This is a genomic window from Pseudomonas sp. PA-4-8C (assembly GCF_021606625.1).
Taxonomy (GTDB): domain Bacteria; phylum Pseudomonadota; class Gammaproteobacteria; order Pseudomonadales; family Pseudomonadaceae; genus Aquipseudomonas; species Aquipseudomonas lactis.
Genome location: NZ_WKCD01000233.1, coordinates 1 through 9,127, shown reverse-complemented (window position 1 = coordinate 9,127; position 9,127 = coordinate 1). Strand labels below are relative to the sequence as shown.

The 9,127-nt window shown below is 61.3% G+C and carries 13 protein-coding genes; 3 read left to right on the top strand and 10 right to left on the bottom strand.

The genetic code is table 11. The features are described 5' to 3' along the window. From GIW04_RS23970 to soxR, 9 genes are all read right to left on the bottom strand, one after another. Window positions 1-898 (bottom strand): metal ABC transporter permease (locus tag GIW04_RS23970; protein WP_054897877.1); only part of this gene is annotated, 898 nt, incomplete at its 3' end. After that, on the bottom strand, window positions 895-1,641 hold the full coding sequence (locus tag GIW04_RS23965) for a metal ABC transporter ATP-binding protein (protein ID WP_034135002.1): 747 nt from the start codon (window positions 1,639-1,641) through the stop codon (window positions 895-897). The genes GIW04_RS23970 and GIW04_RS23965, both read right to left, overlap by 4 nt. Next, window positions 1,638-2,558 carry a metal ABC transporter substrate-binding protein gene (locus GIW04_RS23960; RefSeq protein ID WP_003190157.1) on the bottom strand — a complete coding sequence of 307 codons (921 nt, stop codon included), beginning with the start codon at window positions 2,556-2,558 and terminating at the stop codon, window positions 1,638-1,640. Before GIW04_RS23960 ends, GIW04_RS23965 begins: the two co-directional genes overlap by 4 nt. Window positions 2,559-2,577: 19 nt before the next feature. After that, window positions 2,578-3,138 carry a DUF6162 family protein gene (locus GIW04_RS23955; protein WP_003190160.1) on the bottom strand — a complete coding sequence of 187 codons (561 nt, stop codon included), beginning with the start codon at window positions 3,136-3,138 and terminating at the stop codon, window positions 2,578-2,580. Next, on the bottom strand, window positions 3,135-3,458 hold the full coding sequence (locus GIW04_RS23950; RefSeq protein ID WP_003190163.1) for a hypothetical protein: 324 nt from the start codon (window positions 3,456-3,458) through the stop codon (window positions 3,135-3,137). Before GIW04_RS23950 ends, GIW04_RS23955 begins: the two co-directional genes overlap by 4 nt. Further along, entirely contained in the window at window positions 3,455-3,991 is a 537-nt protein-coding gene (locus GIW04_RS23945) for a hypothetical protein (protein WP_003190164.1), read from the bottom strand. Before GIW04_RS23945 ends, GIW04_RS23950 begins: the two co-directional genes overlap by 4 nt. Further along, the gene (locus tag GIW04_RS23940; protein WP_003190166.1) at window positions 3,988-5,190 is read right to left on the bottom strand and encodes a PepSY-associated TM helix domain-containing protein; all 1,203 of its coding nucleotides are present in this window, start codon (window positions 5,188-5,190) and stop codon (window positions 3,988-3,990) included. Before GIW04_RS23940 ends, GIW04_RS23945 begins: the two co-directional genes overlap by 4 nt. Before the next feature lie 351 nt (window positions 5,191-5,541). Continuing rightward, a complete protein-coding gene (locus tag GIW04_RS23935) occupies window positions 5,542-6,003 on the bottom strand; it encodes a VOC family protein (protein WP_094775472.1) in 462 nt (153 codons plus the stop codon). 84 nt (window positions 6,004-6,087) lie between these two features. Continuing rightward, a complete protein-coding gene (soxR, locus tag GIW04_RS23930) occupies window positions 6,088-6,537 on the bottom strand; it encodes a redox-sensitive transcriptional activator SoxR (protein ID WP_120247757.1) in 450 nt (149 codons plus the stop codon). Between the two features lie 100 nt (window positions 6,538-6,637). Here soxR and GIW04_RS23925 point away from each other — a divergent pair, with 100 nt between their 5' ends. Beyond that, a complete protein-coding gene (locus tag GIW04_RS23925) occupies window positions 6,638-7,003 on the top strand; it encodes an antibiotic biosynthesis monooxygenase (RefSeq protein ID WP_003190171.1) in 366 nt (121 codons plus the stop codon). On the opposite strand, the gene GIW04_RS23920 is transcribed toward GIW04_RS23925, so the two are convergent. Then, the gene (locus tag GIW04_RS23920; RefSeq protein ID WP_120247758.1) at window positions 6,992-8,089 is read right to left on the bottom strand and encodes a sigma-54 interaction domain-containing protein; all 1,098 of its coding nucleotides are present in this window, start codon (window positions 8,087-8,089) and stop codon (window positions 6,992-6,994) included. The two genes, GIW04_RS23925 and GIW04_RS23920, sit on opposite strands and share 12 nt — an antisense overlap. A gap of 267 nt (window positions 8,090-8,356) precedes the next feature. Here GIW04_RS23920 and GIW04_RS23915 point away from each other — a divergent pair, with 267 nt between their 5' ends. Continuing rightward, window positions 8,357-8,626: a hypothetical protein gene (locus tag GIW04_RS23915; RefSeq protein WP_003190175.1), complete on the top strand. Its 270-nt coding sequence runs from the start codon at window positions 8,357-8,359 to the stop codon at window positions 8,624-8,626. Window positions 8,627-8,857: 231 nt separating this feature from the next. Beyond that, window positions 8,858-9,127, top strand: a 270-nt coding sequence (locus tag GIW04_RS23910; RefSeq protein ID WP_236479257.1) for an aminotransferase class V-fold PLP-dependent enzyme, incomplete at its 3' end; no start/stop codon positions are given.

Below are 9,127 nucleotides of genomic sequence, written 5' to 3'. Positions count from 1 at the left end.
ATCCAAGATTCCCTTTGAGGCTGGGCACAACGCCACGGGCGATGGCGGCGAAGGCGAAGGCGATCCCGGCAACCAGAATGATGGCGGCGCCGGAGGGGATGGGCAGGTCAAAGATGATCGGCAGCAGGATGCCGCACAGGGTGCTGACGGTAGCGATCAGCACCGAGATCCAGAAAAACCCTTTGAGTGACTGGCTCAACAGGCGCGCCGCCGCGGCAGGAATCACCAGCAAGGCACCGACCAGGATTGCGCCGATGACCTTGACCGCAGCCACGGTGATCAGGGTCACCAGGATCACGAACAGGTAGTCCAGGCTTTTCACCGCCACCCCGCGCACTGCCGCCAATTGCGGGTTGAAACTGGCCAGCATGATGCGGTTGTACAGCGGCAATGCCAGGGCCATCACCAGCGAGCCGACAATGGCCAGTACCAGCAGGTCGTTGCCGTTGACCGTCAGTACCGAGCCAAACAGCACGTTCTCGAGAATATGCACGTTGATCTTGCCGGCCAGGATCAGCAGCAGGCTTGCCCCCAGTGCCAGGGACACCGACAGGAACACGCCGATCAAGGTGTCGGGCGCCAGGCCGGTGCGGTTACGCAGGTAATTGAGCAGGATGCCGAACAGCAGGCAGTAGCCAAACAGGCTGCCATAGGGCCCCGTATAGGGTTCGCCCAGCAGGATGCCCACGGCCACGCCGGTCAGTGCGGCATGGCCGACCGCTTCGGAGAAAAACGCAAAGCGCTTGACCACCACCAGCGTCCCCAGGCCGCCGAGTACCGGGCCGATCAACAAGCCGGCGAGCAGGGCGTTGACCACAAAACCGTAGGCCAGGGCTTCGGGCAGGTAACCGGAAGAGGCCCAGCCCTGGACCATCAAGCGAAAGGCTTCATAATTCATGGCGCCGGGCTCCGAGGGTGGGTGGAGAACAGAGTGAGCAGGCGGTCCGGGATCAGCGCCTCTTTCGGTGTGGCGTCGAACAGCACGCGGCGGTTAAGACCGGTGACGCGGTCGGCCAGGCGGCCCACGGCCTCCAGGTCGTGCTCGATCCACAGCACCGTAATCCCGGCCAGGCGCCAGTCGTTCAGCAGCCGTTCGAACACCTGGATACCCGCCTCGTCGAGGGCCGACATCGGCTCGTCCAGCACCAGCAACTGCGGCGCAGGAATCAGCCCCTGGGCCAGCAGTACGCGCTGGCGCTCACCGCCGGACAACGCGCCCATGCGGCGCTTGCGCTTGTCTTGCATGCCGACGCGCTCGAGGGCATCGCCAATCGCCGCCGCGTAATGCCTGGACAGGCCCAGAAACGCCGGGCGACGCTGGCACATGGCAGCCATGAAATCGTCCACGGTCATCGGCAGGCCCCGATCAAATTCCAGCGCCTGGGGCACGTAACCGACGGTGCCGGGTGTGGTTGGCCACTCCAGGCTCAAGCGCCCCTGGTGCGGCGTTTGCCCCAGCAGGGTCTTGATCAGCGAGCTTTTGCCGCCGCCATTGGGGCCGACCAGCGCATGGATGCTGCCCGGCTGTACCTGGAAGCTCACGCCATCGAGAATCACGGTGCGCCCCAGGGTCAGCGAGACCTGGTCGAAGTTCAGGGTCGGGCCGACGCTGGCGGCGTTCAGTTGCTGCGCGGCGGTCATGCTCCCGACTCCTGAATCGCGCGGACCACGGTGTTGAGGTTGCCGGTCATCTCCACTTCGTACTTCTCGGCGCTGTATTCGCCGTAGGAAATATGCGACAGCGGGTACAGCTTGACTCCAGATTCACGCTGGATGGTATCGACGTAGGTGGACGGGAAGTCCATCTCCGAGAAGATCACTTTCACATCCAGGGCGCGCAGTTCATCGATGGTCTTTTTCAGCTGGCTGGGGCTTGGCTCGATACCGTGGGCCGGCTCGACCACGGCGGTGACTTCCAGGCCAAACTCGCGCAACAGGTAGTCATAGGCCGCGTGCACAGTGGCGACGCGCAGGTCCGGGTTGGGCGCGCTGGTCAGCTTGGCCAGGGCGTCGGCGCGCATCTGGCGCAGGCGCTTGCCATAGGCGCGGGCGTTCTGGGTGTAGGTTTTGGCGTTGTCCGGGTCGAGCTTGCCCAACTCACGGGCAATGTTATTGACCTGGGCAATCGACGCGCTGATCGACAGGAAGGTGTGCGGGTTGACCACCTTGCCCGCACCGCGTGCCGCGTTACCGGTGGCGGCGAGCAACGGCACGTTGGCGTTTGCTTCGATCACCTTGATGTCCGGGCGCTCGCTGGTGGCGATCATGCGGTCGGCGAAGTCGTCATGGCCGACGCCGTTGAGCACGATGACATCCAGGGTGCCGATGCGCTTGATGTCTTCGGCGCGCGGCTCGTAGGCGTGGGGGTTGAAACCGGCGGGAATCAGCGGCACCACTTCGGCCTTGTCGCCCACGATATTGGCTACATAGCTGTAATAGGGGTGCAAGGTAATGCCGATACGCAGGCGCTTGGCCGCCTCGGCGTTGGCAAGGGGGGCGAGCATCAGGCTGAACAGGCCAACCATTAACAGGCGTAACAGGGGCGATGACATAGACATGGGCAATCGGTCTTCTCGTTCAGTGACGGTGCTGGCGGGTGACGCCGGCATCGAATTGCGCGACCACCTGCTGCCAGCCGGCCGCGATCAGCGCTTGGTCAGTGAGGTCGGACGGGGCGGCAAGGTTGGCGCTGCGGTTGAGCCAGATATCCGGCTCGCTGCCTTGCACGCGCATCAGCAGCGAACCGCTGGTGGCCGGCGCCTGGCTCAAACCCAGGTAGGCGGCGGGTGCCAGCAACTCCCAGCGATGGCCACCACGGCTGACCGAGCTGGCGTCCTGGGCAAACGGCGCGAAGCCTTCTTCGGCCAGTTGCTCAGGCGTCGGCAGGGCGCTGTGCTCCTGCTGCAACAGGTGGATTTCATCCAGGGTCACCCGCAGGTCGGCGTAGATGCCTTGCTCGGCCGCGCTCAGGTCGCGGCGGGCGTCCAGCTGGTGGCTTGGTACCGCCGCGACTTCCTGGGTTTCCCCGTGCAGCGCCACGACCGTGCCCGCCACCGCGAGGATGATCAGACACAACAGCAGCACATAAAGGGTTTCGTGGCCCGCCCCGGCGGGGCGTACAACCTGTGTGGTACTCATTGCGACGGGATATCCGCTTGGTCGATTTCCACCACGTGGCCGGGGCCGGCATCGAACAGCACGTAGAACTCGGCGGTGGGCTTCTTGAAGGTCAGGGTCGAATCCTCGCCGAGCTTGCCCGGCACCAGGATGGTTTCGTCGTAGCCGATCACATCCAGGGTTACGCCGGGGGCGCCACTGCCGTCGGAAAAACCGCCTTTGCACTGGATCTGCTCGCCGGGGATTTCCTTGCATTCGCACATCGGGTTATGGGCGAAGGCGGTGGTGCTCAGGCCGGCGCACAGCAACAGCGCGGCGCGGGTGAGGCGCTTGAACATCATGGTTTGACTCCTTGCTTGTTCAGCCAGGCAATGGTGGCAGGCGAGGCCTGGCTCAGCGGGATGGAACCCTGGTGCATGCTTCCGTCCCAGCCTTCCATGGTCACCCATATTTCGGCGTCCGCCGGGGTGCGTTCGGGGATTGGCAGGGCGGCGCCCATGCGATACGGCGTGCCGAAGAAGATCACTCCGGCGGCGCGCAGGCTGCGGGGTTTGCCGATACGCAGGTAAGTGGCCTTGACCTGCTCGGCGCAGGTGTCACACAGGGCTGCGTTGAAGAACTTCATCGGGCCAGCCGGATCCGGGCTCGGGCCTTCGTTGCGAAACTCAGCCAGCGTCAGGCTCCAGGGCCCGACTTGCACTTGCCCGGCCACGCGTTCGCCGATGCCGGTATCCCCGCGAAACAGCGCGGCGTCGGCAAAGTACTTGGGCATGAACCCCAACGGCACCAGCAACAGCAGGATGTTGATATGGAAACGCCATTTCAGCCAGAAGGCGCGCAGCGGGGACGGCGGTACGGTCGCGACCTTGCTCATCGCTGGGCCTCCGAGGTTTCGGCGTGCATGGCCGGGATGGGCGCGGTTTGACGTTGCGTCTTGGCCTCGCGCTTGAGGGCGTTGAGGGTGGCCAGGGCAGTGCGCTTGGTCCAGATCAGCAGGCCGCTCAATACCATCATGCTCAGCACCAGGCCGAAGAACGCCCAGATCAGCTTGATCCACAAACCGCCAAAGTCCCCGGTGTGCAGCGGGCGCATCGACTCGGTGACGAACTCCAGCGGGGTGCGGTCGGACAATAAGTTCGAGAGCGCGATTTCACCGTCATAGGGGTTCAGTTGTGCGGTCTGGAACATCAACGGGTACCAGCCACGCCCGCCGATCTGCAGGTGGCTGTAGGCGTTGCTTGGCATGAACACAAAGCTGGCGTCCAGGCCGGGGATTTTCTCGGCGGCGATGTCGATCGCCTTGTCGATGGGGATCATCGGTGCCGGTACGCCCGGTGCCGACAACGGCACCTTTTCCCGCGCAATCACTGGCACGATGGGTTCGCTGGAAATGGATATCTGGTTGTCGCCCAGGACAGCCTCGATCAGGAACCAGGTGCCGGTGATTGAAATGACCGCGATAAACCAGATCGACCAGATGCCGCTCAGGCGGTGAAAGTCGCCCCAGAAGATTCTCGCGCCGTGGCGGATGCGCAGGGTAGGGCGCAGGAAGCCTTTCCAGAAGCGCTTGTACACAACCAGCCCGGTGACCAGCGAAGCGAGCAGCGGCAAGCCCAACGCAGACACCAGGTACCAGCCCCAGCTGTACCCATTGGTGAACGGCACCAGCCACCAACCATGCAGGGCGCGGGTGAATTGCTGGAAGTTGAACGAGGGGCTGATGCCCTGGATCGCGCCGGTATAGGGGTTGGCATACACCTCCACGGAGCGCCCATCCGGGTAGCTGAGGCCAACGCTTAGCGCGAAGTGCGATTCATCCGGGCGGATGATGGACTGGACAATAGCCTTGGGCTCATCGCGCTTGATGGCCGCGATCACTTGGTCAAAGCTCAGCGGCTGAGCATCATCCGACGGCTTGCTGGCGCGGATATCCGGGTTGGCCAGCCACACGATTTCCTGGCTCACCACGGCCAGGGTGCCGGTGACGCACACAATCAGTACAAAGAACCAGATGGGCAACGCCAGCCAGCTATGGACGAGAAACCAGAGTTTGGAGCGTGACTTCTTCGACATATGAATGAGGGTCTTGATCGGAGGGGGCGATGGAGGCCCGGAAAAGGCCAGTCGTAGCTTTTGCTGACGCGACAGGCTGTATCTAAGTTAAGACGGATGAGAATGAGAAATCCCTAAGGGGGATATGAAAGAAAATGTTTCAGGATCGCTTTCAGGGTGTGTGGCGTAACCTTTGAGACATAGCTGCCTGCCAGCCGACGCCTTTCTATCTGACGCGCTGAGGTCTAAATGTGGGAGCTGGCTTGCCTGCGATGGCGGTGGTTCAGTTGCAGATTAATTGACTGACCCGTCGCCATCGCGGACAAGCCCGCTCCCACAGGGGATTGATGCCGGGCGCTGATTGCGCTGCAACTATCCGCCTTGCTTGAACATTTGCATGGCACGCTGGCGGATCTGTTCCTCGCTCAGGTCTTCCTTGTGAGTCGCCAGGAACCACAGGTGCCCGAACGGATCCTTCACACTCGCCGAGCGATCCCCATAGAACTGATCCTGCGGCTTGGATAACACGCTGGCGCCGGCATCAATTGCCTGTTTGAATTGTTCGTCCACGTCATTCACATACAGGTGCAGGCCGACACTGGGATGTGCGTCGGGATTGCGCAGGGCCGTTTCGTCGCAGGGCGTGCCCAGCATGATCACCGCTTCGCCAATGCGCAGTTCCGCATGGCCGACCCTGCCGTCAGGCATGTCCAGGCGCATGAACACTGAGGCGCCAAAGGCCTTCTTGTAGAACTCGATTGCCTTTGCGGCCTCGTTGATGCCCAGATAGGGGGTAATGCCCTGATAACCCTCGGGAATAGCTTTAACGCTCATAACGTTCTCCTTGAGTCGAGGTACGAGCATTTCACTATAGGCCACGTAATGCGTGGTCTGCGGGCAACCGACGAGGTGCTTTTATCAAGACTGTGTGGTGGGCTCCAGCAACTGGGCGCCTGGCCCATACTCAGCGAGCTTATCGTCCTGATTGCGCAACGGGCACGCCTCCATCGACAAGCACCCGCAACCGATGCAGCCATTGAGCTTGTCGCGTAGCAGCATCAGCTTGTTGATGCGCTCATCCAGGTCTTCACGCCACAACGCCGACAGGCGCTCCCAGTCTTGAGCATTGGGTGTGCGCCCATCGGGCAAGGCCTGCAATGCCTCGCCAATGTTGGCCAGCGGAATGCCCAAGCGCTGGGCGATCTTGATCAGCACCACGCGCCGCAGCACATCACGTGGATAACGCCGCTGGTTACCGGCATTGCGATTACTCTTGATCAGCCCTTTGGCCTCGTAGAAGTGCAGGGCGGTCACCGCCACGCCGCTGCGGGCAGCGAGCTGACCGACGCTGAGTTCCTTAGTGAGCATGAACCTCTCCCAAACAGTGCTTGACCTCGACTTAACTAGAGGTTTTACCCTGCGTGGCATCGAATCGCAAGATTCTGCCTACAGAGAGAGGGGAGTTTTCATGCCGGTATCAGAGAAGAGTCGCAGCTTCACTCAACTGATCGAATTTCACATCGAACCCCGTCAGCAATCCGCCCTGGTGGCCGCCTTGGCCACCCAGAGCGAGCGTCTGGCCGTGCGCCATGGCGGCTTCTTGAGTGCCAGCGTACAGGTCAGCGATGACGGGCGCAGGGTGCTCAATTATTTGCAATGGCAGTCGCGCGAGGAGGGTGAGGCCGCCTTTAAATGTTTTGAGCAAGGCGGCGAAGATTTCTGGACGCTGATCCGTGCTCACCGGGCCACGGCCGTGACCTTTGGCGCATTCCAGGTACTGCGCAGTTTTGAGCGCAATCAGGACGATGCCTTGCACTGCCGACTAAATGGATAGGTGCAGCATCCGTTCGCCTTGCACATTTTCCCCGGGCCTGCGCTTGTTTACCGCCAGTTCGCCGATCTTGATCAGGCGAGCGCGAGCGACGTTGCGGCTCAGTCCCAGCAAGTTGGCGGTGTGCACTTGGTTGTGGTGGCTGAAGTGATAAGCAGCGCGCAATAAAGCGTCCTCGACCTTTTCATGCAGGGCGCCGGCCTGTTCCTCGAAGAGCTTTTGAAACGCCCGCGCCAGCAGGGCTTCTGCACTGGGATCGGTGTCGCTGTCGTTCTGGCGTTCGATGCGCAGGCCAGACAGGCGCAGGTCGTCGGGTTCGATCACAGCGTTGCGGCAGATCAGCAGGGTGTGATGAATCACGTTCTCCAGCTCACGGATATTGCCCGGCCAGCTGTAGCGCTTGAGCTTATGCTCGGCCAGGTGGCTCACGCTGATCGGGCCGTAACCCAGGCGCTGGCTGTAGGTTTGGATGAAGTGCCGGGTCAGTGGCAGGATATCGCCGGTACGTTCGCGCAGCGGGCTCAATGCCAGGCTGACTACATTGAGGCGGTAGTAGAGGTCTTCACGGAAACGCCCAACATTGATGGCCTTTTCCAGTTGTACATTGGTGGCCGCCAGGACTCGCACATCGATAGCAATGCGCTTGCGCGAACCCAGGCGCACCACCTCTCGCTCCTGTAGCACCCGCAGCAGCTTGACCTGGATGGCCATCGGCAAATCGCCGATCTCATCTAGAAACAAGGTGCCGCCGTCAGCCTCTTCGAACCAGCCGGCCTTGGCGCTGAGGGCACCGGTAAAGGCGCCTTTCTCATGGCCGAACAACTCGGCTTCCACCAGGGATTGCGAAAAGGCCCCGCAGTTCACCGCCACGAAGGGCCGGTTTCGCCGCGCACTGAGGTGGTGGATATGCCGCGCAACAAGTTCTTTGCCGGTGCCGGTTTCGCCAATGATCAGCACGCTGGCTTCGCTGGGGGCCACTTGCTGGATATGGTCGAGCAGGGCCTGGGACTTTGGGTCTTCGAAAACCTGGGCTGTGGCGCGGATCGAGGTGGCTAGGGCAGGCGAGGGCGGCAGGGTGAACAGCTGCATGGTGACCTCTCATGGGAGTTCGGGCTTTGTTGAAGGGCTGTTGCCTGATGGGCAGCGGGCTGCACGCAAAGTCTTTATAGAGGTAGCGTCTTAATTCGTAAATGAAGGTGTTTCTATATTTATAGAACTTAAATGAATATGTAGGTGTTTCCGCCGTAGGCGCCGATACGCGTGATAGCGACTATCACGGACGATGATTTTTCAGCGAGAGGGGCCGGGAGTAGCCTGTGTTCATTGACTCGAAACCACCTTCGCAGGGCCAACGCCATGAACCGTTTCCTCGCTGTTTCCTTTTTACTTGTCACCTCTGTCCTTGCGGGTTGTGCGACCCAGCCTTCCCCGGAGTTGCGTCCCTATACGGCCGAGGAAACCAAGCAGTTGGCCCTGGAGGCCCTGGGCCGTCGAGGCTTGTCGTTTGACGACTATCAACGCCAGCGCGCCGCGTTGCTTGGTCAGCCACAAAAGCCTTTCGGTTTTGATCGCCAAGGTGAAATGAACGCCGAGCGCAGCGTGGTCCTGCATGGCCGCCCCAGTTGAGCGCGCTTCTTGCATCAAAAAGCCCGAGGCTTCCCACAAGGAACCTCGGGCTTTTTGTTTGCCATGGGGCTACTTCAGCCTGTTAAGCTCAATTCCAGGAGCGTTCCTACGCACATTTAAATAAAGTTACCTTCTTTAATGGCATTCGATCGGTTAAACCTGACGACCTCTGTTCTGGTCGATGCCCCCGAGACGCTGCTCTTGGGAATACGCTCTGCGAGTTTTAACCTCATGAATAAACGTCCGTTGTATTTCGACTACGCCGCCACCACGCCGGTGGATGAGCGAGTTATCCAGGTGATGGTCGAGTGTCTGGGTTTCAACGCCCATTTCGGCAACCCTGCGTCCAGTTCCCATGCATTCGGCCAAGCGGCTAGGCAGAAGGTTGAACAGGCGCGTCGCCAGGTGGCCGAGTTGTTGGGGGCGCAGGCCGAGCAGATCGTCTGGACCTCCGGTGCCACAGAATCCAACAACCTTGCGCTCAAGGGCGTGGCCCAGGGC